General features: G+C 72.7%; 21 protein-coding genes. 9 read left to right on the top strand and 12 right to left on the bottom strand.

Annotation, left to right across the window (positions count from 1 at the left end; all coding sequences use genetic code 11):
* Positions 1 to 41 precede the first annotated feature (41 nt).
* Genes ABT123_RS20940 through ABT123_RS20950 form a run of 3 tightly spaced genes read right to left on the bottom strand, consistent with a single transcriptional unit; the run spans position 42 to position 3,726 of the window.
* Positions 42 to 1,808 (bottom strand): L-aspartate oxidase, encoded by a 1,767-nt coding sequence (locus ABT123_RS20940; protein ID WP_351316651.1) that lies wholly within the window; start codon positions 1,806 to 1,808, stop codon positions 42 to 44.
* Positions 1,805 to 2,797, bottom strand: a complete 993-nt coding sequence (gene panC, locus ABT123_RS20945; RefSeq protein WP_351316654.1) for a pantoate--beta-alanine ligase — start codon at positions 2,795 to 2,797, stop codon at positions 1,805 to 1,807. Before panC ends, ABT123_RS20940 begins: the two co-directional genes overlap by 4 nt.
* On the bottom strand, positions 2,794 to 3,726 hold the full coding sequence (locus tag ABT123_RS20950; RefSeq protein WP_351316657.1) for a Rossmann-like and DUF2520 domain-containing protein: 933 nt from the start codon (positions 3,724 to 3,726) through the stop codon (positions 2,794 to 2,796). Before ABT123_RS20950 ends, panC begins: the two co-directional genes overlap by 4 nt.
* A gap of 157 nt (positions 3,727 to 3,883) precedes the next feature.
* Here ABT123_RS20950 and ABT123_RS20955 point away from each other — a divergent pair, with 157 nt between their 5' ends.
* A complete protein-coding gene (locus tag ABT123_RS20955) occupies positions 3,884 to 5,065 on the top strand; it encodes a threonine aldolase family protein (protein ID WP_502971003.1) in 1,182 nt (393 codons plus the stop codon).
* 115 nt (positions 5,066 to 5,180) lie between these two features.
* On the opposite strand, the gene ABT123_RS20960 is transcribed toward ABT123_RS20955, so the two are convergent.
* On the bottom strand, positions 5,181 to 5,378 hold the full coding sequence (locus ABT123_RS20960; protein WP_351316660.1) for a hypothetical protein: 198 nt from the start codon (positions 5,376 to 5,378) through the stop codon (positions 5,181 to 5,183).
* Positions 5,379 to 5,528: 150 nt separating this feature from the next.
* On the opposite strand from ABT123_RS20960, the gene ABT123_RS20965 reads away from it, so the two are divergent.
* Both ABT123_RS20965 and ABT123_RS20970 read left to right on the top strand, forming a co-directional pair.
* Positions 5,529 to 6,653 (top strand): DUF5937 family protein, encoded by a 1,125-nt coding sequence (locus ABT123_RS20965; RefSeq protein ID WP_351316663.1) that lies wholly within the window; start codon positions 5,529 to 5,531, stop codon positions 6,651 to 6,653.
* A 229-nt stretch (positions 6,654 to 6,882) separates the two neighbouring features.
* Positions 6,883 to 8,433: a M28 family metallopeptidase gene (locus ABT123_RS20970; RefSeq protein WP_351316666.1), complete on the top strand. Its 1,551-nt coding sequence runs from the start codon at positions 6,883 to 6,885 to the stop codon at positions 8,431 to 8,433.
* 106 nt (positions 8,434 to 8,539) lie between these two features.
* Here ABT123_RS20970 and ABT123_RS20975 read toward each other — a convergent pair whose 3' ends face one another.
* A complete protein-coding gene (locus ABT123_RS20975) occupies positions 8,540 to 9,988 on the bottom strand; it encodes an SAM-dependent methyltransferase (protein WP_351316669.1) in 1,449 nt (482 codons plus the stop codon).
* A 116-nt stretch (positions 9,989 to 10,104) separates the two neighbouring features.
* On the opposite strand from ABT123_RS20975, the gene ABT123_RS20980 reads away from it, so the two are divergent.
* Entirely contained in the window at positions 10,105 to 11,313 is a 1,209-nt protein-coding gene (locus tag ABT123_RS20980; RefSeq protein ID WP_351316672.1) for a sensor histidine kinase, read from the top strand.
* Between the two features lie 26 nt (positions 11,314 to 11,339).
* Positions 11,340 to 12,017, top strand: coding sequence for a response regulator transcription factor (locus ABT123_RS20985; RefSeq protein ID WP_351316675.1), 678 nt, complete (start codon positions 11,340 to 11,342; stop codon positions 12,015 to 12,017).
* A gap of 29 nt (positions 12,018 to 12,046) precedes the next feature.
* On the opposite strand, the gene ABT123_RS20990 is transcribed toward ABT123_RS20985, so the two are convergent.
* Together ABT123_RS20990 and ABT123_RS20995 are read right to left on the bottom strand one after the other, a co-directional pair.
* Entirely contained in the window at positions 12,047 to 13,432 is a 1,386-nt protein-coding gene (locus tag ABT123_RS20990; RefSeq protein WP_502971004.1) for a PH domain-containing protein, read from the bottom strand.
* Positions 13,429 to 13,947: a PH domain-containing protein gene (locus tag ABT123_RS20995; RefSeq protein ID WP_351316678.1), complete on the bottom strand. Its 519-nt coding sequence runs from the start codon at positions 13,945 to 13,947 to the stop codon at positions 13,429 to 13,431. The genes ABT123_RS20990 and ABT123_RS20995 overlap by 4 nt, the downstream gene beginning before the upstream one ends.
* 80 nt (positions 13,948 to 14,027) lie before the next feature.
* Between ABT123_RS20995 and ABT123_RS21000 the strand changes: the two genes are divergently transcribed.
* From ABT123_RS21000 to ABT123_RS21010, 3 genes are all read left to right on the top strand, one after another.
* Positions 14,028 to 15,170 carry an NADH-quinone oxidoreductase subunit D gene (locus ABT123_RS21000; RefSeq protein WP_351316681.1) on the top strand — a complete coding sequence of 381 codons (1,143 nt, stop codon included), beginning with the start codon at positions 14,028 to 14,030 and terminating at the stop codon, positions 15,168 to 15,170.
* 68 nt (positions 15,171 to 15,238) lie between these two features.
* A complete protein-coding gene (locus ABT123_RS21005) occupies positions 15,239 to 16,090 on the top strand; it encodes an arylamine N-acetyltransferase family protein (RefSeq protein WP_351316684.1) in 852 nt (283 codons plus the stop codon).
* 55 nt (positions 16,091 to 16,145) lie between these two features.
* Positions 16,146 to 16,739, top strand: coding sequence for a TetR/AcrR family transcriptional regulator (locus ABT123_RS21010; RefSeq protein WP_351316687.1), 594 nt, complete (start codon positions 16,146 to 16,148; stop codon positions 16,737 to 16,739).
* Positions 16,740 to 16,763: 24 nt separating this feature from the next.
* Here the strand turns inward: ABT123_RS21010 and ABT123_RS21015 are convergent, their stop codons facing one another.
* The 4 genes from ABT123_RS21015 to ABT123_RS21030 all read right to left on the bottom strand — a co-directional run bounded on the left by ABT123_RS21015 (position 16,764) and on the right by ABT123_RS21030 (position 20,233).
* Positions 16,764 to 17,747, bottom strand: a complete 984-nt coding sequence (locus ABT123_RS21015; protein ID WP_351316690.1) for a hypothetical protein — start codon at positions 17,745 to 17,747, stop codon at positions 16,764 to 16,766.
* 94 nt (positions 17,748 to 17,841) lie between these two features.
* Complete coding sequence (locus tag ABT123_RS21020) at positions 17,842 to 18,837, bottom strand: ABC transporter substrate-binding protein (protein ID WP_351316693.1); 996 nt, start codon at positions 18,835 to 18,837, stop codon at positions 17,842 to 17,844.
* A gap of 24 nt (positions 18,838 to 18,861) precedes the next feature.
* Positions 18,862 to 19,545: an ABC transporter permease gene (locus tag ABT123_RS21025; protein ID WP_351316696.1), complete on the bottom strand. Its 684-nt coding sequence runs from the start codon at positions 19,543 to 19,545 to the stop codon at positions 18,862 to 18,864.
* Between the two features lie 4 nt (positions 19,546 to 19,549).
* Positions 19,550 to 20,233, bottom strand: a complete 684-nt coding sequence (locus ABT123_RS21030; protein ID WP_351316699.1) for an ABC transporter permease — start codon at positions 20,231 to 20,233, stop codon at positions 19,550 to 19,552.
* Positions 20,234 to 20,366: 133 nt separating this feature from the next.
* Between ABT123_RS21030 and ABT123_RS21035 the strand changes: the two genes are divergently transcribed.
* Positions 20,367 to 21,329 (top strand): ABC transporter ATP-binding protein, encoded by a 963-nt coding sequence (locus ABT123_RS21035; RefSeq protein WP_351316702.1) that lies wholly within the window; start codon positions 20,367 to 20,369, stop codon positions 21,327 to 21,329.
* A gap of 38 nt (positions 21,330 to 21,367) precedes the next feature.
* On the opposite strand, the gene ABT123_RS21040 is transcribed toward ABT123_RS21035, so the two are convergent.
* Positions 21,368 to 22,477, bottom strand: coding sequence for an alpha/beta hydrolase (locus tag ABT123_RS21040; RefSeq protein ID WP_351316705.1), 1,110 nt, complete (start codon positions 22,475 to 22,477; stop codon positions 21,368 to 21,370).
* Positions 22,478 to 22,591 lie beyond the last annotated feature (114 nt).

Genomic DNA, 22,591 nt, shown 5'->3' on the forward strand with positions numbered 1-22,591 from the left:
GTGCTCGTGTTCGTGGTCGTGCTGCTCGGAGGTGCTCACGGTTACGACTCCTGGCTCAGGATGGGGTGCACGGGGGTGCGGAGGGGCGTGTCCACGGACGGGAAGTCCGCGGTGTCGGTCTCGGTCACGACCAGGGCGCGCTTCTCGGTCCGGGACAGGCGTACCACGAGGTGCCGTCGCCATTCGGCGTCGTCACGCTCGGGGTGGTCCTCGCGCCAGTGGCAGCCGCGGGTCTCCTCGCGGCGGCGGGCCGCGGCGACCAGGACCCGGGCGACGCACAGCAGGTTGGTGGCCTCCCAGGTGTCCACCCCGGGTTCGGCGGTCTTGCCGTGGATCTCCAGGTTGTAGAGGGCGGCGGCGTACAGCGAGTCGAGGGCGTCGGCGGCGGCGCGCAGCGAGTCGGCGGAGCGCAGCACGCCCGCACCCTGGGTCATGATCCGCTGGATGTCGAGGCGGGCCTCGGCGGGCAGCAGCGGGCCGCGGTAGGGCACCGGAACGCCGGGGGCGGCCGGGGCGGGCGGGTGCGCGACGATGTCCTCGGCGATCCGCTCGGCGAAGACGAGGCCTTCCAGCAGGGAGTTGGAGGCGAGCCGGTTGGCGCCGTGGACGCCGGTGCAGGCGACCTCGCCGCAGGCGTAGAGCCCGGGCACGGTGGTGCGTCCGCGCAGGTCGGTGCGTACGCCGCCGCTCGCGTAGTGCGCGGCGGGCGCGACCGGGATCGGCTCGGTGACCGGGTCGATGCCGTGGGAGCGGCAGGCGGCGAGGATGGTGGGGAACCGCTGCTCCCACATCTCCCGGCCGAAGTGCCGGGCGTCCAGGTACATGTGCCGGGCGTCCTGCTCCTGCATGCGGCGCATGATGCCCTTGGCGACGATGTCGCGGGGGGCGAGCTCGGCGAGCTCGTGCTGCCCGGTCATGAACCGGACCCCGTCCGCGTCCACCAGGTACGCGCCTTCGCCCCGCACGGCCTCGGAGACCAGCGGCTGCTGTCCTTCCGCGTCCGGGCCGAGGAACAGCACGGTCGGGTGGAACTGGACGAACTCCAGGTCGGAGACCTCGGCTCCGGCACGCAGCGCCAGCGCGACCCCGTCGCCCGTGGACACGGACGGGTTGGTGGTGGCGGAGAAGACCTGTCCCATGCCGCCGGTGGCGAGGATCACGGCGGGGGCGTGGACGGCGCCGACGCCGTCGTGCTGGCCCTCGCCCATGACGTGCAGGGTGACTCCGGCGGTGCGGCCTTCGGCGTCCTGGAGCAGGTCCAGGACAAGGGCGTTCTCGACCGTCTCGATCCCGGCCGCGTGCACGGCCTCGACCAGTGCGCGGGAGATTTCCGCGCCGGTGGCGTCGCCGCCGGCGTGCGCGATGCGGCGGCGGTGGTGGCCGCCTTCCCGGGTGAGCTCTATCTCCCCGGTGTCGGCGTCCCGGTCGAACTCGGCGCCGGTGGCGATCAGCCGGCGGACCGCGCCGGGGCCTTCGGTGACGAGCAGGCGTACGGCGGTCTCGTCGCAGAGTCCGGCGCCGGCGACCAGGGTGTCGTCGAGGTGCTGTTCGGGGGTGTCGCCCTCGCCGAGCGCGGCGGCGATGCCGCCCTGCGCCCAGCGGGTGGACCCGTCGTCGAGCCGGGCCTTGGTGACCACGACGGTACGGCGGCCGGCGGCGGCGCAGCGCAGCGCGACCGTCAGGCCGGCGACTCCGGAGCCGACGACCACCACGTCGGCGTCGAGGGCCCAGCCGGGGGCGGGGGCGTGCAGCCGTATGCCGGTCCCGCTGCCGTCTCCGGTGGTGGCTCTGCCTGACGAGGTGCTCACGCGTGTGCTCCGAACTCCAATGGGATGTTGTCGATCAGCCGGGTGGTCCCGACCTTCGCGGCGACGGCCAGGACGGCCTCGCCGGTGAAGTCGGCCGGGATCTCGGTGAAGTCTGCGGGGTCGACGAGGGCGAGGTAGTCCAGGACCAGGGGCTCCTCGGCGCGGGCCGCGTCGTCGAGCACGCCCCGGGCGGCGGCCCGTACGGCGTCGGGGAGTCCGGCGCCGGCCACCGAGACGGCGTGCGCATCGGCGGAGGCGCGGGCTTCGCCGAGCTTGGCGAGGGCGGTGGCCCGGGCCTCGGTGGAGCCGGTGGCTTCGGCGCGGGCGGCGAGCGCGGCCTGCGCGGCGAGCCGGTCGCGGCCGGCGAACAGGGCGCGGGAGAGGGCCAGCGCGGTGCGGCGCTCCGGTGCGGACAGGTAGCGGTTGCGGCTGGACAGGGCGAGCCCGTCGGACTCCCGGACGGTGGGCACGCCGACGATCCCGACGGGGAAGTTGAGGTCGGTCACCATGCATCGGATCAGGGCGAGTTGCTGGGCGTCCTTCTGGCCGAAGAAGGCGGTGTCGGGGCGGGTGAGGTGGAGGAGTTTGGCGACGACGGTGAGCATGCCGTCGAAGTGGCCGGGGCGGGTGGCGCCTTCCAGCAGGGTGCCCATGGGGCCTGCGGAGATCCGTACCTGCGGGTGGCCGCCGGGGTAGACCTCGTCGACGGCGGGGGCGAACACCACGTCGGCTCCGGCGTCCTCGGCGATGCGGAGGTCGGCGTCGAGGGTGCGGGGGTAGCGGTCGAGGTCCTCGCCCGCCCCGAACTGGAGGGGGTTGACGAAGACGGTGACGACGACCTGGCCGTCGGGGCCGGCGTGCTCGCGGGCGGCGCGGACCAGGGTGGCGTGGCCCTCGTGCAGGGCGCCCATGGTCATCACGACGGCGCGGCGGCCGTGCCGGGGGAGGGTGTGGAGCTCCTCGCCGGTGCCGATCAGCTTGGTGGTCATCGTCCGTCCCCTCCTCGAGGTCCCCCGGCGCCGTCTGCCGTGGTGTCCGCCAGGACCTCGAGCAGGTCCGCGGCGAGTTCGGGCTTGAGCAGGCCCTGGGCGAGGGCGCGGTCGGCGGTGGTACGGGCCATCGCGAGGTAGCCGGCGACGGTGCCGGGGGCGAACTTGCGCAGTTCCGCGACATGGGCGGCAACGGTCCCGGCGTCGCCGCGGGCCACCGGCCCGGTCAGGGCGGCGTCCCCGGATCGCAGGGCGTTGTCGAGGGCCGCGCCGAGCAGCGGGCCGAGCATCCGGTCGGGGTGTTCGACCCCGGCCGTGCGGAGCAGTTCCATGGCTTGCGCGACCAGGGTGACCAGGTGGTTCGCGCCCAGCGCGAGGGCTGCGTGGTAGAGCGGACGGGAGGCCTCCGCGATCCACTCGGGCTCCCCGCCCATCTCGATCACCAGCGCCTCGGCGGCGAGCCTCAGCTCGTCGGGGGCGGTGACTCCGAAGGAGCAGCCGGCCAGCCGGTCCACATCGACCGTGGTTCCGGTGAAGGTCATCGCGGGGTGCAGGGCGAGCGGCAGGGCGCCGGCCCGCCGCGCGGGATCGAGTACGGCCGTCCCGTACCGGCCGGAGGTGTGCACGAGCAGCTGGCCGGGCCGGACCGCACCGGTCTCGGCGAGGCCCGCCACCAGCGGCGGCAGCGCGTCGTCGGGGACGGTGAGCAGCACCAGGTCGGCGCGTTCGAGCACCTGTGCGGGCGGTACGAGTGGCACGTCGGGCAGCATCTCCGCGGCACGCCGCCGGGAGGCGTCGGAGACGCCGGACACGGCGACGGGCCGGTGTCCGGCCAGCTGCAGGGCACGCGCCAGCGCGGGGCCGACGCGGCCGGCGCCGACGACACCGACGGTGAGCCGGGCAGGGCGGGCCTGCTGTGTTGCGTTCACGCGGGGAAGGCCTTCCGTTCCAGTCCGCGAGGGGTACCGGACGATACGTCGCCATGCTAGCCCCTGGGGGTTGTCAGGCCCCTGTCGTGGCCGGGCGGTGGCGGGGGCGCCGCACGGGCCGGGCAAAAAGCGGGGCGCCGCGGGGACGGCCGGGGAGATGATCGAGGACATGGCGGACGAGGACGTACACAAGCAGGACCAAGACCAAGACCAAGAGCAGACGCCGGAGCGGGAGCGGCAGGTGGCGGCCTGGCGCGGGGCCCGGAGGGTGCTGAGCCGGGGCGTGCGGGAGCCGAGGGTCGGGGAGCTGCTCGCCCGGCTGGCCGCGCTGGGCGAGGCCCCCGACGTCCGCGACCGGCCCGTGGACGTCTACGGCGACGGGGTGGTCGCCGATCTGGAGGCCCGGGTGGCGGAGCTGCTCGGCACGGAGGACGCGGCGTACTTCCCGACCGGGACCATGGCCCAGCAGGTGGCCCTGCGCTGCTGGGCGGGCCGGACCGGGAATCCGCTGGTGGCCCTGCATCCGATGAGCCACCCGGAGGTCTGGGAGGGCGGGGCGCTGACCGCCGTGTCGGGGCTGCGGACCACCCATCCGACCAGGGAGCGGCGGCTGCCGACGGCGGAGGAGGTACGCGACCTCCCGGAGCCGTTCGGCACGCTGATGCTGGAGCTGCCGCTGCGGGACGCGGGCTTCCTGCTGCCCTCGTGGGAGGAGCTGGAGGAGCTGGTCGAGGCCGGCCGGGAACGGGAGGCGGTGATCCACTTCGACGGTGCGCGGCTGTGGGAGACCACCGTGCACTTCGGGCGGTCGCTGCCGGAGATCGCGGGGCTCGCGGACAGCGTGTACGTGTCCTTCTACAAGTCGCTGGGCGGGCTGAGCGGGGCGGCGCTGGCGGGGCCGCGCGGCTTCGTGGAGGAGACCCGGGCGTGGCGGCACCGGTACGGGGGCCAGATCTTCCAGCAGTTCCCGCAGGCGCTGTCGGCCCTGGCGGGCCTGGAGCAGGAGCTGCCGAGGCTGCCGTCGTACGTGGCCGGGGCCCGGGTGGTCGCGGCGGCGCTGGGCGAGGGCCTGGCGGAGGCGGGGGTGCCGTGGTTCCGCATCCACCCGGAGGTCCCGCACACGCACCAGTTCCAGGTCTGGCTGCCGTACGAGGCGGAGCGGCTGACCGAGGCAGGGGTGCGGCAGGCGGAGGAGACCGGGACCTCGCTGTTCCGCGTCTGGTCCGCGGACGGCCCGCCGGGCCTGTCGGTGACCGAGCTGACGGTCACCGGGCCGGGCCTGGAGTGGACGGCGCAGGACGTCCGGGCGGCGGTCGCGGAGTTCACGGCCCGGCTGTAGGTACGGCGGGAGCCGTGCCTACAGGCGCGGCTCCTGGGCCCGGCTGCGGGCCCGGCCGCACGGCCCGCAGCCGGTCAGCACTGCCGGGTCGGCTCGGCCGGTCCGCACCGCAGGGTCAGCGCAGCCGTAGGCGGTGCAGGGCGGCGCGCCAGGGGTGGGCGGCGGGGCGGCCGTCCAGCACGGCGCGGAACTGTTCGTAGGAGCGGGCCTGCCGCAGCACCGCGAGGTCGTCGCGGCCCGGTGGCGGCGGCATCGGGTCGCCGTGCTGGGCGGCCCGGTAGCTGTCGATGAGGTACTGCTCGATCGCGGTCATGTATCCACCCTGGACCTGCCCCGCACACCCCGCCCGTCGATTGACGGCCCCCGTCAATCGACGGGCGGGCGACGGGCGGGCCCGGATGGCCGCCCCGCAGATGGCCCTGCCGGGGCGAGCCCGACGCGCGAGCCCCCGCAGAATGGCGCAATGAGCGTCACCATCGACATCGCCGGGCTCCCCGCGGAGCAGATCGTCTTCGCGCCCTCGCCGCTCGCGGAGCTCTGCATGGCCCTGCACGCGCTCTCCCAGCCCGCCCACCACCCCGGCCTCGCCTCCTGGACCGCCGCCACCGCCGCCGCGCTCGACCCGTGCCTCGCGGACCGGCTGCTGGAGTGCGATTTCCTGTGGCGGAGCTCCTTCGCCGACATCTTCATGGCCTTCGCGGGGCTCCCGGACGGCTCCGGGCTGCCCGCGGCGACGCTCGCCGAGGAGCTCGACGTACTCGACCGGTTGGAGGACGAGACCTTCGTGACGGCCGCCCTGGAGCACTCCTGGCTGAGGCGCTACGGCGAGGACGGCGGGCCCTCGCCGCTGACGGACCCGGGCGCCCGCGCCCGGGCCCTGGAGGCGGCTGCCGCCCTCGGGCCCGGCCGGCTGGAGTTCTCCACCCGGCTGCTGGACGACACCGCGGCGGTGCGGGCCTGGCTGCGCCGCCTGGTCGAGGAGTGCGACGAGGCCTTCTTCGCGGAGATGTGGCGGCGGATCGAACCGCAGCAGACCGCCGATACCCGGCACAAGACGGAGGTGCTGCGCCGCAAGGGGCTGCCGGCGGTGCTGAAGGAGGTCTCGGCGGCGCTCAGCGTGGACGAGGCGGGCACCAAGATCACCGCGGACAAAATGACCAACGGGTCGACCACCGCGACCGATCCGGCCGTCGGCACCGGACTGGTCTTCGTTCCCACGCACTTCGGCTGGCCGCACCTGCTGGTGCTGCACGCGTCCGGCTGGCGCCCGGTGGTGCACTACCCGCTCGGCTCCCCCGAACTGGCCACCGCGCCGGGCTCGGTGGAGCTGCTCCAGCGGCGGATGGAAGCCCTGGCCCACCCGATGCGGATGATGCTGTGCCGGAGCCTGGCCCGGGCCTCGTACACGACGAGCGAGCTGGCGAACGTCCACGGGATCACCCCGCCCGAGGTGTCCCGGCACCTGTCCGTGCTGAAGAAGGCCGGGCTGCTGCACACCCGCCGTCAGGGCCGGTATGCCCAGCATCAGTTGGATCTGTCCATAGTCGCGCGGATCGGCTCGGACTTCATCGAGGGAATACTCCGCTAGCCGCGCCGCCGCTGCGGCCTGCGGCCTGCCATGTCGATACGGCGACATCGTACCGATATACGGATTTCATAAACCGGAATCAGCGAAAACTCTGGCCAGAGTGGCGCCTTGGTGTCTAACGTGCGTCCACCACTCCCCCCACACAGTGCGCTGCCGCTCCTGCATGCCCGCTTTTGCATGTCCGCTCCTGCATGTCCGCAGACTGCCTGCCTGCCGTGAAAGGACCTCCATGCCCTCACGCCGTATAGCCGTAGCCACCGCCACGCTGGCTGCCGCCGCCCTCGTCTCCCCGCTGCTGCTCGCCGGACCGGCCGGCGCCACCGGCCCGCAGAGTGACGCCGCGCGCGGCGACGCCCTCGCGAAGAAGCTGGTGAAGGAGGCGACCGGCAAGGGCGCCAACAACCACCTCAAGGTGTTCCAGGCCATCGCCGACTACAACAAGGGCACCCGGGTCGCGGGTTCGAAGGGCCACGAGCAGTCGGCGAAGTACGTCGAGGCCGTGATGCGGGCCTCCGGCTACAAGGTCACCCGGCACGAGTTCGACTTCGTGTACGTGGAGACGCTCGCGGAGAAGCTGACCGTGAACGGGTCGGCCGGACGGGACGTCCCGATCAAGCTGATGACCTACACGGCGAGCGGCCCGGCCGACGGCGTGACCGCACAGGTCGCCGTCGCCCCCGTGGACGCGGACGGCAGCAACGGCTGCCAGCCCGGCGACTTCGCCGCGGGTGCCTTCACCGGCAAGATCGCCCTGATCAAGCGGGGCGGCTGCACCTTCGAGGCGAAGCAGACGAACGCGGCTGCGGCCGGTGCCGTCGGCGCGGTCATCTACAACAACACCGAGGGCGCCCTCAACGGGACCATCGGCGACCCGGCCCTGGGCAAGGTGCCCACCGGCGGCGTCACCCAGGCGGAGGGCGAGAAGCTCGCCGCCGAGGCCACGGCCGGACCGGTCGAGGTGACCCTGGACATCCGCGAACTGCGGGAGAACCGCAAGACGTACAACGTGGTCGCGGAGACCCGCGGCGGCGACGCGAACAACACGGTGTTCCTCGGCGCCCACCTGGACTCGGTGGCGGACGGTCCCGGCATCAACGACAACGGGTCGGGCTCGGCGGGCATCCTGCAGGTCGCGCAGCGCCTCGCGTCCAACCAGGGCAAGATCAAGAACAAGGTCAAGTTCGCCTGGTGGTCGGCGGAGGAGTTCGGACTGCTCGGATCCGAGGCGTATGTCGCTTCGCTGACGGACGAGCAGAAGAAGCAGATCAAGCTCTACCTGAACTTCGACATGATCGGCTCGCCGAACGCGGCGTACTTCGTCTACGACGGTGACAACTCGGACGGCGTCGGCGCGGGTCCCGGCCCGGAGGGTTCGGCCCAGATCGAGAAGGGCATCACCGACTTCCTCGACTCGAAGCGGATCCCGCACGAGGGCACGGACTTCTCCGGCCGCTCCGACTACGGGCCGTTCATCGAGGTGGGCATCCCGTCGGGCGGCACGTTCACCGGCGCGGAGGGCATCAAGACGGAGGCGCAGGCCGCGAAGTTCGGCGGCCAGGCGGGTGTCGCGTACGACGTGAACTACCACGGCGAGGGCGACGACATCACGAACATCGACCAGAAGGCGCTGGACATCAACGTGGACGTCATCGCGGACGCGGTGGGCCACTACGCCTTCGACCTGGCTCCGCTGTCGAAGCCGGTCGTGTCGCAGCCGACCGACGGCTCGGCGGGCGGTGGCGGCGGCCTCCACGAGGGCCACGACCACGTGACCCGGTAACCCCGGCCCTGCCTTCACCGGCCCCCGCCGCACGCTGCGCGGCGGGGGCCGGTGCCGTTCCCGGGCGATGCCCGGGGCCACGGCCCGCAGGCGGGCGCGCCCGTCCCTACGGCCGCCAGGCCGGAAGGTGCACGGGCTGGAGCAGCCAGCCGAAGTCACCCAGCCCACCCCGGGCGGTGAGCTCCGCCGCCTCACCGGCCGAGGCGAGGGCCCGGACATACGCCGCCGGATCGGCGGAAGCCAGCGCCAGCGGCGGCCTCCCCCCGGAAACCCCGAGCCCGCCAAGAGCCTCCCGCTGCGTCAGCAGCACAGGAGGCCCGGACCCGGGGCTGCCCGCCGCGGGCCCGCCAGTCCCCGGGCCGCCCGCCCCGGCCTCGCCCGAAGCGAGGGCACCCGAAGCGGGGACACCCGACCCAGGGGCACCCGGTACGGGCTCGCCCGCCGCGGGGCCGCGCGAAGCCGGGCCGTGCAAAGTAAAGGATCCCGACCCGGTGGCACTCGACACGGGCCTGCCCGACGCGGGGCCGCCCGAAACGGGGGCTCTCGGCACGGGCTCGCCCGCCGCCGGGCCACCCGGCGCGCGGGCGCCTGAAGCCGGGGCACCCGAAGCCGGGCCGCCCGAAGCAAAGGCCCCCGACCCAGTCGCACCCGGTACGGGCCTGCCCGACGCGGGGCCACCAGGCCCGGGGCCACCAGGCCCAGGGCCACCCCGCCCGGGGCCACCCGAAGCCGGGCCGTCCGATGCCGGGGCACCCGAGGCGCGCTTCGACAAGGCCGCCGCCCCGGCGGCAGCGCAGGCGTCCAGGGCCACGTGGGCCGTTACGTCGCAGGTGCCGTCCGGGGTCGGCCGGACCTCGCGGCCCGCGCGGAAGCCGGTCAGCGTGCCCCAGGCCGGCCGCGCGCCGGCGGTGTGCGCGTAGTCCACCGCCACCGCCAGGCCCCGGGCCAGGGAGCCCACCGCCGCCGCCCAGGCCTCGTCCCGGGTGCGGCCGATCTCCGCCCGGCCGCCGCCCGGCCACCAGCGGTCCAGCCAGTCCCGGTCGGCGGCCGTGAGCGGGCCGCCCGGGCTCTCCGTACCGTCCGGGGCGACCAGTACGTACCGGCCGTCCTCCGCCACGTCCAGCGGTACGTTGTCCAGCCACTCGTTCGCGAAGAGCAGCCCCGTCGTCCCTTCGGGGGGTTCGGGGACCCACCGGATCCGCGGGTCGAGCCCCTCCGGCCGGGCCGCGCGCTCGACCGCGTACGCCCGCACCCGCCCGGCCACCGCCGCCGGCAGCGCCGCGAGGACCCCGGTCAGCAGTTCCGCCCGCCCCGCCCCCACATCGACCAGGTCCAGCCGCCCCGGCCGGCCCAGCTCCTCGTCGACCCGGCACAGCAGCCGTGCCACCGCCCCCGCGTACAGGCGGGAGGCGTGCACCGACGTACGGAAGTGGCCGGCCGGCCCGGTGCCGTCGCCCGGGCGCACGTAGAACCCGTCCGGCCCGTACAGCGCCGATTCCATGGCGGCCCGCCACCCAATAGGCGGCCGTTCCGTGCTCTCACCCTCAGTGCTCACCGTGCTCACCACACAAAGGCTAAGCTCGCCCTCCACCTTGCGGAGTACTCCCCTGTCCCACGGATCGCACCTGTGGTTGACTCCAGCACCTATCTCCTTTCCCTACTCTGGGTTACGTGCAGCGCCTCTACGACTTCCTCCGCAGACACCCGACGGGCGTCGACAGCTTCTGGGCTGTCGTCCTCTTCGGTTTCGGAATGCTGCAGGTCGCCGGGGGCTATGACTCGACGGGCGAGCGGCTGATCGCCGTTCCCGTCGTCATCGCGCTGTCCGCCGCCGTCGCCCTGCGCCGCAAGTGGACCGTGCCGATGCTGTGGGTCACCGCCGGCACCGGCCTGTACCAGCTGCTCACCGGCTCCCTGCCGAACGCCGCGGACTTCGCGATGCTCGTCGTGATCTACACCGTCGCCGCCGGCGACGTCCCCCGCTGGATCTCCCGCACCGCCCTCGGGCTGGGCCTCGCCGCCCCGCCACTGGCCCAGCTGCGCTGGGGACTGACCGGAAGCGAGTCGACCGGCCCCGAGGAGGTCTTCACCGTTGTCCTGCTGATGGCGATGTTCGCGCTCTCCTGGGTGCTCGGCGACTCCGTCCGCACCCGTCGCGCGTACTACGCCCAGCTGGTCGAGCGGAACCAGCGGCTGGAGAACGAGCGCGCGGCCCAGGCCCAGGTGGCGGTGGCCGCCGAGCGCGCCAGGATCGCCCGCGAGCTGCACGACGTGGTCGCGCACAACGTGTCGGTGATGGTGGTTCAGGCCGATGGTGCCGCCTATGTCATGGACGCCTCCCCCGAGCTGGCCAAGGAGGCCCTGCAGACCATCTCCGGCACCGGCCGCCAGGCCCTCGCCGAGATGCGCCGGCTGCTGGGCGTGCTGCGCACCGGCGAACCGCAGGAGTCCGAGGACTATGTGCCGCAGCCGGACGTGGAACAGATCGAGGTCCTGGTCGAGCAGGTCCGGGCGGCCGGGCTCACCGTGGAGTTCGCGGTCGAGGGGGCACCGCGGCAGTTGCCCAGCGGGGTGGAGCTGACGGCGTACCGGATCGTGCAGGAGGCACTGACCAATACGCGCAAGCACGGCGGCCCGGACGCGCGGGCCAGCGTCCGGCTGGTCTATTTCGACGACGGGCTCGGCCTGCTGGTCGAGGACGACGGCCGGGGCGCGGCCCACGAGCTGTACGAGGACGGCGGCGCCGACGGTGCCGGGCACGGGCTGATCGGCATGCGCGAACGGGTCGGTATGGTCGGCGGGACCCTGGACGCGGGGCCGCGGCCGGGCGGCGGTTTCCGGATCAGCGCGCTGCTGCCGCTGAAGAAGCAGCAACACTGAGAAGACGAATGAGGGCGAGTCAACGCATGTCCATCCGAGTGATGCTGGTCGACGATCAGGTGCTGCTGCGCACGGGTTTCCGGATGGTGCTCGCCGCCCAGCCGGACATGGATGTGGTCGCGGAGGCGGGTGACGGCCTGGAGGCCATCGAGGTGCTGCGGGCGACCAAGGTCGACGTGGTGCTGATGGACGTCCGGATGCCCAAGCTCGACGGGGTGGAGGCGACCCGGCGGATCTGTGCGCCGGAGGAGCACCCGAAGGTCATCATCCTGACCACCTTCGACCTGGACGAGTACGCGTTCTCCGGCCTGAAGGCGGGCGCGAGCGGTTTCATGCTGAAGGATGTGCCGCCGGCCGAGCTGCTGGCGGCGATCCGCAGCGTGCACAGCGGCGATGCGGTGGTGGCGCCGTCCACCACCCGGCGCCTGCTGGACCGTTTCGCCCCGATGCTGCCGACGACCACGGCCGAACCGCAGCACAAGGAGCTGGAGCGGCTGACGGACCGGGAGCGCGAGGTCATGCTGCTGGTGGCACAGGGCCTGTCGAACGGCGAGATCGCGGCCCGGCTGGTCCTGTCGGAGGCCACGGTCAAGACGCACGTGGGCCGCATCCTGACCAAGCTGGGCCTGCGGGACCGGGTCCAGGTGGTGGTGCTGGCGTACGAGACGGGCATGGTGCGGGCCGGGGGCGGCGGCGCGGGCTAGGCCCTGTCCAGCCCCGCAGCCGGACCGCCTCAGGTCATCCAGCGGTCCGGGGCCGCGTCCGCGCGGCCCGTGCGGGAGCGGTCCGCCTGGGCCCACAGCAGGGCGGCGGCCTCCGCGGCCGGGCGCAGGTGGGCCGTCACCGTGCCGTTGGCCCCGGTCTCCACGCAGACGTCGGCCACCCCGCGGGCCCGCTTCCACGGGCCCTGGAGGAGCCGGACGCTCTGCACCTTCACGTGCGGCACGACCTCGGTGCGCCGGCACAGCCGGCCGTGCCGGGCCCCGAACACCTGCGGGGAGACCGCCAGGCCGTAGCCCTTCCACCAGAAGGGGACCACCCAGCGGGATCCGTGGTCCGGGGAGGGGGAGAAGGCCAGGGCGGCAAGATCCACCCCGGGCAGCACCCGGGCCACCACCTCGTACGCCGCGGCCCGCGGCGCGACCGGCACCAGCAGGTCGTTGCTCGAGCCGGCCACCGCCAGCTCCACCCGGACCCAGTCGCGGCGCCGCCACAGCAGCGGCTCCACGATCCGGACCATCTGGACCCGGCCGGGCGGGACCGTCTCGTGGACCCGGTCCAGCAGGCCGTGGTCCAGGCGCAGCCCGTCCGGGGATTCGGCGACCGTCCAGTCGTACCCGTTCAGGAAGCGGCCGGCAGTGCCGGCCCACACGGCGCCCAGCACCGGCAGCAGGATCGCCAGGGAAGCCCACAGGCTGGCGCTCAGCCACCACACCACCACCGGGGCGATCAGCCCGCCCAGCAGCGCCGCCCACACACCGAGGCTGAGCAGCAGGGAGACGGTCAGCTGCCGGGCCGGGACCCGGAGCAGCTCCCGCACCGGGGCCTCCCCGACGGTCACCGCCTCCTCCGGCGCGAAGCCGGCCGCGCGGGCCAGCAGCTCGGCGCGCAGCGCGCGGGCCTCCGCCTCGCCCAGGTAGGCCAGCTCGTCCTTGTCCTCCGTACCGATGACGTCCAGTTTGAGCTTGGCGACCCCGGCGAACCGGGCCAGCAGCGGCTGGGTGACGTCCACCGCCTGGAGGCGTTCCAGGCGGATGTGCGCGGTGCGGCGGAAGAGCAGGCCGGTCCGGATGCGCAGCTCGGTGTCGGTGACCGCGTAGGAGGTGAACCACCAGCTCAGGAAGCCGTAGAGGCAGGCGGCCAGGACCACGGCGGCCATGATCAGCACGCCGAAGGCGGACCGGGCCTCCTCTATCCACTGGGTGGCCCGGTCGCCCTGCTGGAAGATCACACTGGCGGTCACACCGATCGGCACCCAGGCGCGCCGCAGCGGGGTGAGCGGGTGCAGCCGGTTCCCGTGCGGGGGCAGCTTCGGCTGCGGCGGGCTCGTACTGCCAGAGGCGGGCGGGGTCTGCGGGGACGGGGTCTCCGGGGGCGGGGTCTGCGGGGGCGTGCTCACAGGCCCGCCGACCTTGCCTCGCCGAGCGCGGTCAGCCGGTCCCGCAGCCGCTCCGCCTCGGCCGGGTCCAGCCCCGGAATCTTGGCGTCGGTCGCCGCGGCGGCCGTGTGCAGCTGCACGGAGGCCAGCCCGAACTTCCGCTCCAGCGGCCCCGAGGTGACTTCAACCAGCTGCATCCTCCCGTACGGGACGACCGTCTGCTCGTGCCACAGGACGCCCCGGCTGATCAGCAGGTCGTCGGCCCGCTCGGCGTACCGCCAGGACTTCCAGTTGCGGGCGGTCAGCACCCAGCCGCCGACCGCCACCGCGACCCAGAACAGCCCCAGCGCCGCCCACCCCAGGCCCGCCCACAGACCCAGCAGGACGGCGGTGACCAGCGCGAACACCGACATCCAGAGCACCAGCAACAGCCTGCGCAGCGAGAGCAGCCCGCCCGGCAGACCCACCCATTCCGGTTCGGCCGGCGTCCCCGCAGCGGCCCCCGCGCCGGTCCCGGCGCCCGTCCCCGTGTCCATGTCTCAACCCTAGGACGCGGGACGATCCGACCTGTGGGACCAGAGGACGAGATCGGGCGGTGGGCTGAGACAATGCGGCCATGACGGAGACCACGGTCGGTATCGGCGGCGCGGCGGAAAGCACCGACATGGTGCTCAACATCGGGCCCCAGCACCCTTCCACGCACGGCGTGCTGCGCCTGCGCCTCGTCCTGGACGGGGAGCGCATCAGCAGCGCCGACCCCGTGGTCGGCTACATGCACCGCGGGGCCGAGAAGCTCTTCGAGGCGCGCGACTACCGGCAGATCATCATGCTCGCGAATCGCCACGACTGGCTGTCCGCGTTCTCCAACGAGCTCGGCGTGGTCATGGCGGTCGAGCGGATGCTCGGCATGGAGGTCCCCGAGCGGGCGGTGTGGATGCGCACCCTGCTCGCCGAGCTCAACCGGGTCCTGAACCACCTGATGTTCCTCGGGTCGTACCCGCTCGAACTGGGCGGTATCACCCCGATCTTCCACGCGTTCCGCGAGCGAGAGGAGCTCCAGGCCGTAATGGAGGAGATCTCCGGCGGCCGGATGCACTACATGTTCAACCGGGTCGGCGGCCTGAAGGAGGACCTGCCGGCCGGCTGGCTCGGCCGGGCCCGCGCCGCCATCGCCGATGTCCGCACGCGCATGGACGTGTACGACAAGCTGGTGCACGGCAACGAGATCTTCCGCGGACGCACCCGCGGGGTCGGCGTCCTGTCGGCCGAGGCGGTGCACGCGTACGGGGTGTCCGGCCCGATCGCCCGCGCCTCCGGCGTCGACTTCGACCTGCGCCGCGACGAGCCCTACCTGGCCTACGGCGAGCTCCAGGACGTGCTCAAGGTGGTCACCCGCACCGAGGGCGACTGCCTGGCCCGCTTCGAATGCCTGCTGGACCAGACCCACAACGCCCTCGACCTCGCCGTGGCCTGCCTGGACCGGATGGCCGAGCTGCCGCCCGGCCCGGTCAACCAGCGACTGCCCAAGGTGCTGAAGGCGCCGGAGGGCCACACCTACGCCTGGACCGAGAACCCGCTCGGCATCAACGGCTACTACCTCGTCTCCAAGGGCGAGAAGACCCCGTACCGGCTGAAGCTGCGGTCCGCGTCCTTCAACAACATCCAGGCGCTGACCGAGCTGCTGCCCGGCCAGTTGGTCGCGGACATGGTGGCCATCCTCGGATCGCTGTTCTTCGTGGTCGGCGATATCGATAAGTAGGGCCGAATCAGGCCTTAATGAGGGCGATTTACGGGCGCTCGCCGCCCTTTGATGCCTAGGGTTGAGCCATGATCTCTGGCATATCCGCCGGCTACCTCCGCCGGCTGGGCATATCCGACCCCGGCACGCCCTCCGCCGAGGCCCTGTTCGCCCTGCAGCGCGCCCACCTGGAGCGCATTCCGTACGAGAACATCGACATCCAGCTCGGCCGGCCCCCCGGCATCGATCCCGAGCTGTCGGCACACCGCTTCGCGGCCGGCCGGGGCGGCTACTGCTTCCACCTGAACGGCGCGTTCGCGGCGCTGCTGGAGTCCCTGGGCTACGACGTCACCCGGCACGTCGGGGGCGTGTACGAGGACCTGGATGCGCGCGAGGTCAACGGCAACCACATGGCGCTGACCGTCCGGGTCGACGGCACCCCCTACTTCGTCGACGCCGGGCTGGGCGACGGCCCGTACGAACCGCTGCCGCTCCTCGAAGGCTGCTACGAGCAGGGCGAGTTCGGCTACCGGATGGAGCCCCTCACCGGGCCGGACGGGCCGGGCTGGACCGTTCACAGCGCCGGCGGCCCGTTCCCGGTGACGAACTTCCGCGCCGCCCCGGCGGTGACCGCGGACTTCGAGGCCGAGCACCTCCGGCTGTCCACCGCCGAGGACTCCTCCTTCGTCCGGACCCTGACCCTGCTGCGCCGCGACGCGGAGGGGATCGACCTGCTGCGCGGCCGGGTGCTGACCCGGATCGACGGGGCCAAGGGCCCCAGCGAGACCGAACTGACCGGCGCGGAGGAGTTCTACGACGCCATCGCGACGGTCTTCGGACGCGAGCTGGACGATCTGACCCCGGACGACCGGGCGGCACTCTGGACGAAGGTGACCCTCGCCCACGAGGCCCGACTGGCCGAACAGGCCACCAGAGCCTGACCCGGGGCCGGGCTGGAACGAACGCTCTATCCAGTTCGGCGGTACGATCGCGCCCATGTCCACCACCGGCCCCGCAGGGGCCCTCGGCACCCGCGACCGCCTGATCCGCACCGCCTCACGGCTGATGCAGCACGGCGGATACGAGACCACCCCGGTCAAGCAGCTGGTGAAGGAGGCCGGGGCCACTCTGGGCTCGCTCTACCACTTCTTCCCGGGCGGCAAGCAGGAGCTGGCCGTGGCCGCGCTCGCCTTCGGCGGCGAGGAGTTCGCCGAGATGCTGAGCACCGGCCTGGCCTCGCACACCGACCCGGCGGAGGCGGTGGAGGCGGTGGCGGTGCTGCTGGCCGAGGCGCTGCGGGACTCGGACTGGCGGGACGGCTGCCCGGTGACGGCCACGGCCCTGGAATCGGTGGGCCGGCTGCCCGATCTGCAGGCGGCCTGCGAGACCGCCTTCGCCCACTGGCGGCAGCTGGTGGAGGAACGCCTGCTGGCGGGCGGTTTCTCCGCCGAGGACTCCCGGGACCTCGCGATGACGGTGATCAGCACCCTGGAAGGGGCGGAAACGGCGGCGCAGGTCGGCCAGAGCCAGACCCCGCTGCTGCTCGCGGGCCGTCATCTGGCCCGGCTGATCGCCTCGTACGCACGCTGAAGCCGCACCAAGGGGCGGCTTCGGTCAGGAGATCGCGGTCCGCAGGCGGGCCACGTCGATCGGCTCGGTCTCGTCGTGCTCCGTCAGATCGATGACCTGGCCGGCACCCTCGGCATCGGCATCCTGGGGAGCGGAGTCCCCGGCGGGCGCAGCCGGCCCGGCGGGCAGTGCGGCCCGGCCGGCCGGGGCCACCGGGGCTGACGACTCGGCCTTGTGGGCGGCCAGCGCCTCCTCGCCCACCACATCGGCGAGATCCTCGTGCTGCACCGCCTCGATGGCCGCCCGGGCCTGCGAGGCCTGCGAGGCCGCGACCTGGGTGCCGAAGAAGTCGAACCCGCCCTCCACCCGGTCGGCGGAACGCCGGGGCGGCGTGTACGGGGCCACCGTGGCGGCCAGCCGGCGGGCCGGGGCGGCCGACGGGCGCTCGCGCCGGCGCGCCAGCGCGGCCAGCGCCGCGTTCGCCCGGGCATAGCCCACCGGGGTCGGGGCACCCGCCGCCGTGCGCTCCTCGGAGACCGGCGGAAGTTCCCTGGGAGCGGAGGAGGACGGCGAGGCCGCCTCGATCGCCAGCAGCCGGCGGCCCTCCAGCGCGCTCGCCCGCTCGGTCTCCGCCGTGGCGTACCGCCGCAGCAGGGCGGCGTGCTCGCCACGCAGACCCGCCAGTTCGACGCGCTTGGCCCGGAGTTTGGCGTCCAGCTTGGCGCGCAGCGCCCGGGACTCCTCCAGGTCGGATTCCAGCTCGGCTATGCGTTCCTCGGTTCGCCACTCGTCCTTGACCCGCTCGCGGGCGAGTTCGGCGACCCGCCGCCCGGCCGCCCGGTCCCAGGACCGCATGAGCACGGCACTCGTGATTCCGGCTGTGGCCGTGACGGCCACCAGCAGTCTCAGCGCCAACGTTTCTGCAGGCAGCCAGGCCACGGCGGCGGTGGCGACGGAGACACCGGCGACCGCCGAAGGCGTGAGCAGCCGGTGCAGGGGTTCGGGATTGCGGTGGCGTCCACGGGGCATGGCCCGAAATTTACAGGGAGTGGAGGTCGCTTGGGGTAGCCGCCCGGTAAATCTGTTTCCAGGCGGTTACCCCGGCTGCGCGACCGCCGGGGTTTCAGTTCCCGGCCGACCCCAGCAGACCCTTTGCCTGGAGCCAGGCCTTCGCCACATCCGCCGGCTTGGCCCGTTCCGTATCGACCTTGCGGTTGAGTTCGGTCAGATCGGCCGTGGTCAGGGCATCGGTGAGCTTGGCGAGCACGGCCGCGATCTCCGGGCTTCCGGCGTCCTTGACGTTCACCACCGGAAGCACGTTGTCGGCGTTCTGGAGTTTCTTGTCGTCCTCGAGCAGGACCAGGCCGAATCCGTCCAGCGTGGCGTCCGTGGTGGTGGTCAGCACCAGCTGGTCGACGCCGTCCTTGACGGCCTGCTTGGCCTGCGGAGTGCCGACGCCCTTGGGGTCAATACCGGAAACGTCGATTCCGTATGTCTTCTTCAATCCGGGTGCGCAGAAGGGGCGGACCGCGCATTCGTCACCCGCCGCGATCTTTACCTTCAGACCGGATTTCCCGAGGTCGGAAAGGGTCTTGAGCTGGTGCTTCGCAGCGAATTCCCGGCTGACGGCGAAGGCGTTCTGATCGACCGCCTGCCCCGCCGGGAGTGCCTTGAGACCCAGCGGAGCCGCCAGCTTCTCCAGGCCGGCCGAGGTCGCCGCCACATCGCTGGAGGCCACCGGCTTCTCCTCCGGCGCCTTCGGCCCGTTCACCTTGGCATTGAGGAACTCCGCCAGCGTCGCCGCGTACTCCGGGACGATGTCGATCTCGCCCTTCTCCAGGGCCGGCTCGTACAGCTCGCGGTTCTTGACCGTGGTGATCGAGGTGCCGTACCCGGCGTCCTTCAGCAGCTGGGAGTACAGCTCGGCCATCACAGTGGACTCGGTGAACCCGGCCGCGCCGATCACCAGCTTGCCCTTGGCCCCGCCGGTCCCGCCGGCACTCGCCGGGCTGCCGCCGTCCTTCGCCTTCTCCAGGCTGTCGCCGCCGCAGGCGGTCAGCGACACGCCGAGGGCCAGCGCGCCCAGCGCGGCGCCGAGGACGCGCGTCGCCTTGCTCATGCTGTGATCCATTCAGGGCTCCGTTCAGGACGTTCGGGGAAGTCGGCGCCGGGCGGGCGACAGCAGCCGGTCGGCGGCCAGCAGGACGCCCTCCACCAGCAGCGCCAGCAGGGCCACCAGCAGGGCGCCCGCAATGACTTGCGGGGTGTTGTACGTGTTGAAGCCGGCGGTGATGATCCGGCCGAGGCCGCCCTGGCCGACCATGGCCGCGATCGTGGCCGTCGCGACCACCTGTACGGCGGCGGTCCGCAGGCCGGTCATCAGCAGCCCGCGGCACAGCGGCAGTTCCACCCGGAGGAACAGCTGCCCGCCGGACATGCCCATCCCCCGGGCGGCCTCGACCACCGAGCGGTCCACCTCGCGCATGCCGACGTACGCATTGGTCAGCAGCGGCGGGATCGCGAACAGGACCAGCGCGGTCACGGTGGGCACATAGCCGGAGTTGCGCAGCGGGGAGACCATGAACAGGGCCAGCACGGCGAACACCGGCACCGCCCGGCCCACATTGGAGATGTTGACGGCGAGCGCGCCGCCCCTGCCGAGGTGGCCCAGGTACAGGCCGACCGGCAGGGCCACCGCGCAGGCGATCGCCAGGGCCAGCGCGCTCACGTACGCATGCTCCGCGAGCCGGTGCCAGACCCCGTTCTCCCCGGCCCAGTTGGCCCCGTCCGTGAGCCAGTCCCAGGTGCCGCCCCACACCCCGCCCATGCCGTCAGGCCCCCTTCGCGACGCGGGTCCACGGGGTCAGCACCCGCTGGAGCCCGAGCAGCAGCAGGTCGGCGACCAGGGCGAGCAGCACACACAGCACCGAGGCGGTGAGCACCTGAGCCTTGAAGGAGCTGTCCACCGCGGGGGCCAGCAGATTGCCCAGCCCGCCCTTGCCGACGATCGAACCGACCGTGGTCAGCGCCACCGTGGACACGGTGGCGATCCGGACCCCGGCGAGCAGTGCGGGCAGCGCCAGCGGCAGCTCCACCTGCCAGAACAGCCGCCCCGGCCCGTATCCCATGCCGCGCGCGGCCTCCCGGACCTCCTCCGGTACGGCCTCCAGCCCCGCCAGCGCGTTGCGGACCAGGACGGTCAGTGAATAGAGCACCAGGCCGGTCACCACCAGCGCGGTGGCCGCCGACAGCCCGAACACCGGGAGCAGCAGGGAGAACATGGCCAGCGAGGGGATCGTGTAGAGCACGGTGGAGACGCCGAGCACCGGAGCCGCGTACCGGCGCCCGCGGCGGGCCAGCAGCGCCAGCGGCACCGAGACGACCACGCCGATGGACACCGCGAGCAGGGTGATCCCGATGTGCTGGAGGGTGGCGTCGGTCAGCTCCTGGCTCCGGCTGCGGACGTACTCCCAGCAGATCCAGTCGTTCGCCACCAGGCAGTTCGCTGCCGCCACACCTTCACCCCCTGTCACCGAACTCGTGTTCAGGAGCGACCCTAACCCCCGGAGGTGACATCGGCCGGAATCCTTCGCAACCAGGCAACGCTCCCTTTACAAATCCCGCGCTCCTGTAGGGAAGGATGGCGAAGTGATCCGATTCGAGCATGTGACCAAGCGCTACGCCGACGGGACGACCGCCGTCGCCGACCTCTCCTTCGAGGTGACGGAGGGCGAACTGGTCACCCTGGTGGGGCCGTCGGGCTGCGGCAAGACGACCACCATGAAAATGGTCAACCGGCTGATCGAGCCCACCGGGGGCCGGATCCTGCTGGACGGCCAGGACATCGCCGCGGCCGACCCGGTCGAACTGCGCCGCCGGATCGGCTACGTCATCCAGCAGGTCGGACTGTTCCCGCACAAGACGGTCCTGGAGAACACCGCGACCGTGCCGCAGCTCCTCGGCGTCCCGAAGGCCAAGGCCCGCGCCCGCGCCGCCGAACTGCTCGAACTCGTCGGCCTGGACCCTGCGGTGTACGGCGGCCGGTACCCGGACCAGCTGTCCGGCGGGCAGCGGCAGCGGGTCGGGGTCGCCCGGGCGCTCGCCGCCGATCCGCCGGTCCTGCTGATGGACGAGCCCTTCGGGGCGGTGGACCCGGTGGTCCGCGAGCGCCTGCAGAACGAGTTCCTCGCCCTGCAGAAATCGGTGCGGAAGACCATCCTGCTGGTCACGCACGATCTGGAGGAGGCCGTCCGGCTCGGCGACCGGATCGCCGTCTACGGGCAGGGCACCATCGAGCAGTTCGCCGCCCCGGCAACCGTGCTGGCCGCGCCCGCCAATACGTACGTGGCCCGGTTCGTCGGCGCCGACCGGAGCCTGAAGCGGCTCGCGGTGACCCCGGTGGAGGCGGCCGACCTGACGGCGGCCCACGGCACCCCGCCGGCCGCCTCGGTCCCGCTGGGCGCCTCGCTGCGGGAGGCGCTCGCGGTGCTGCTCCAGGAGGACTCGGGCCGGATCGGGGTCACCGATCCGGACTCCGGCGAGCTGGCCGGCGTCCTCACCACGGAGGGGGTCCACCGGGCGCTGCGCCGGGGCCCGCTCCAGGACGCGTAGGCCTCGTAGGCCTCGTAGACCCTGCCCGGGAAGGCGGCTCAGGCCTGGATACGGCCGCTCATCCACTCCAGCATCGGGGGGATCTCCCGGCGCCAGGTGTTGAAGTTGTGGCCGCCGCTGTCGAGGACGATCGACGAGACCCGGTCGGGCCCCTTGACCTGCTTGATGAACTTCTTGGTGTCCTTGAGGTTGCCCTCGCCCTTCTCGCTGGTGGTGACCAGGAAGGAGGTGCCCGTGGGCTGCTTGTTCTTCAGGCTGTGCAGCACGTCGGCGCGCTTCTTCAGCCGCTCGTCGCCGTGGAACAGGTCACCGGTCGTCGGGTCCTCCGGAGCCTGGTAGTAGGCGGACAGGCCGGCCCCCGCCCCGAAGGTCTGCGGGTAGTGGACGGCCATCTTCAGGGCGCAGTAGCCACCGGTGGAGTTGCCGATGAAGCCCATGTTCTGCGCCTTGTCACCGACCCGGAAGGTGTCCTTGATGGCCTGCGGCAGGTCCTGCGCGAAGAAGGTCTCGGTCTGCGGGCCGCCCGGTATGTCCACGCACTCGGTGTCCCGCGGCGGGGCCACCGTCGGCCGCAGCATGACCAGGATCATCGGCTTCATCTTGCCCGCCTTGGCCTGCTTGAAGGCCGTCATCGGGTAGTTCAGCCCTTTGATCAGGTTCTCGGCGGTGCCCGGGTAGCCGGTCAGCACGATCGAGGCCGGGAAGTTCTGCTGCTCGTACTTCGGCTGGAAGTACTCCGGCGGCAGGTACACGTACCCCGGGCTGTCGATCTTCGACTTCTGCCCCGATATGGCGACCTTCAGGATCTGCCCGCCCACGGCCGGCCGGTCGCCGCCCGGAACGTCCAGCTGCTGCTTGTCGACGATCTTGACGTCCCGGCTGCTCATCGAGTGGTCGACGACCTTGCCCATCCCCGTCTGCTGCCCGAACAGGTCCGCCCAGGAGCCGTAGAACAGGAAGGACTTGTTGGCGGCCAGGCCGACCGCGGAGAACAGCGCCAGCTGGGTCGCGAGCAGCAGTCCGACACGGCCGGTGACGGCACGCCAGGTGCGGCCCGCCAGCCGCGGCCAGAGCCAGACGGTCGCCGCGAAGAGCAGCACACCGGCGATGATGGCCAGGACCAGAACCGTATTACTGGTGAGACCCATGAGGAGTAAGCCGACTTTCTGGAGGACAGGTCGAGTTTTTCCGGAGCAAGAGTGAACCCGCCGCCCCTTGATGCCGTCCTAAGGGACGCACACTCCGGAGGCTGCCGCGGCCTT

Origin of the sequence: Streptomyces sp. NPDC002054, from assembly GCF_040296685.1 — a bacterium.
In the GTDB taxonomy this organism is placed as follows: domain Bacteria; phylum Actinomycetota; class Actinomycetes; order Streptomycetales; family Streptomycetaceae; genus Streptomyces.

Bases quoted from the DNA above. Each gene is read 5' to 3' on its own strand.
- ABT123_RS20970 (WP_351316666.1), top strand. From the start codon at position 6,883: ATGCCCTCACGCCGTATAGCCGTAGCCACCGCCACGCTGGCTGCCGCC.
- ABT123_RS20965 (WP_351316663.1), top strand. From the start codon at position 5,529: ATGAGCGTCACCATCGACATCGCCGGGCTCCCCGCGGAGCAGATCGTC.
- panC (WP_351316654.1), bottom strand. From the start codon at position 2,797: ATGACCACCAAGCTGATCGGCACCGGCGAGGAGCTCCACACCCTCCCC.
- ABT123_RS21025 (WP_351316696.1), bottom strand. From the start codon at position 19,545: ATGGGCGGGGTGTGGGGCGGCACCTGGGACTGGCTCACGGACGGGGCC.
- ABT123_RS21000 (WP_351316681.1), top strand. From the start codon at position 14,028: ATGACGGAGACCACGGTCGGTATCGGCGGCGCGGCGGAAAGCACCGAC.
- ABT123_RS20960 (WP_351316660.1), bottom strand. From the start codon at position 5,378: ATGACCGCGATCGAGCAGTACCTCATCGACAGCTACCGGGCCGCCCAG.
- ABT123_RS20955 (WP_502971003.1), top strand. From the start codon at position 3,884: ATGATCGAGGACATGGCGGACGAGGACGTACACAAGCAGGACCAAGAC.
- ABT123_RS21020 (WP_351316693.1), bottom strand. From the start codon at position 18,837: ATGAGCAAGGCGACGCGCGTCCTCGGCGCCGCGCTGGGCGCGCTGGCC.
- ABT123_RS20995 (WP_351316678.1), bottom strand. From the start codon at position 13,947: ATGGACACGGGGACGGGCGCCGGGACCGGCGCGGGGGCCGCTGCGGGG.
- ABT123_RS21040 (WP_351316705.1), bottom strand. From the start codon at position 22,477: ATGGGTCTCACCAGTAATACGGTTCTGGTCCTGGCCATCATCGCCGGT.
- ABT123_RS20985 (WP_351316675.1), top strand. From the start codon at position 11,340: ATGTCCATCCGAGTGATGCTGGTCGACGATCAGGTGCTGCTGCGCACG.
- ABT123_RS21005 (WP_351316684.1), top strand. From the start codon at position 15,239: ATGATCTCTGGCATATCCGCCGGCTACCTCCGCCGGCTGGGCATATCC.
- ABT123_RS21015 (WP_351316690.1), bottom strand. From the start codon at position 17,747: ATGCCCCGTGGACGCCACCGCAATCCCGAACCCCTGCACCGGCTGCTC.
- ABT123_RS21010 (WP_351316687.1), top strand. From the start codon at position 16,146: ATGTCCACCACCGGCCCCGCAGGGGCCCTCGGCACCCGCGACCGCCTG.